Annotated in this window: 1 rRNA gene and 1 pseudogene; both read left to right on the top strand. The window is 69.1% G+C overall.

From position 1 onward, the window contains the following. Positions 1-91 (top strand): 5S ribosomal RNA (gene rrf, locus ABTX62_RS34710); the annotation flags it as partial. Between the two features lie 293 nt (positions 92-384). Continuing rightward, positions 385-768: pseudogene (locus tag ABTX62_RS34705) on the top strand (hypothetical protein); the annotation flags it as partial.

The raw sequence follows: 768 nt of genomic DNA, 5'->3' as shown, positions 1-768 counted from the left end.
GCCCGGTTACATTCCGAACCCGGAAGCTAAGCCTTACAGCGCCGATGGTACTGCAGGGGGGACCCTGTGGGAGAGTAGGACGCCGCCGAACAATCTTTGGAAGGACCCCTGGTCCCAGCGTTCAGCTGGGACCAGGGGTCCTTTTTGTTTTTGCAGTGCGCGCCGGGCACCCGGCTGCGCGAGAATGACTTGCGGTACCTAAGACAGGAGTCACCATGTCCACCAACTCCCCCGAGGACCGACCGGAGCGCGACCAGCGGCGACGGGAAGGGGACCGGAGCGACCGGAACGACCGCAGCGGTCAGCGCGGGGGCCGCGGAGATCGTGGAGGCTTCCGCCGCGACAACGATCGGGGCGGCAATGACCGTGGGAGCTACGTGCGTCGTGAAGGCGACCGTGGCGACCGTGGTGAGCGTCCCGACCGCGGTGAGCGTGGTGGTTTCCGGCGTGACGACAACCGTGGCGGTGGCTTCGGCCGGCGCGACGACCGTGACCGCGGACCGCGGAGGGACGACCGTGATCGCGGTGGGTTCCGTCGGGACGACCGTGACAACCGTGGTGAGCGTCCGCCGTTCCGCCGTGACGACCGTGACGGCCGTGGTGAGCGCCGGGATGACCGGGACCGTGGCGGTTTCCGGCGTGACGACAACCGTGGCGGTGGCTTCGACCGGCGCGACGACCGTGACCGCGGACCGCGGAGGGACGACCGTGATCGCGGTGGGTTCCGTCGGGACGACCGTGACAACCGTGGTGAGCGTCCGCCGTTCG

Source organism: Streptomyces sp. NPDC096046, assembly GCF_040303285.1.
In the GTDB taxonomy this organism is placed as follows: Bacteria; Actinomycetota; Actinomycetes; order Streptomycetales; family Streptomycetaceae; genus Streptomyces.
This window is presented reverse-complemented; position numbering and strand designations above follow the sequence as displayed.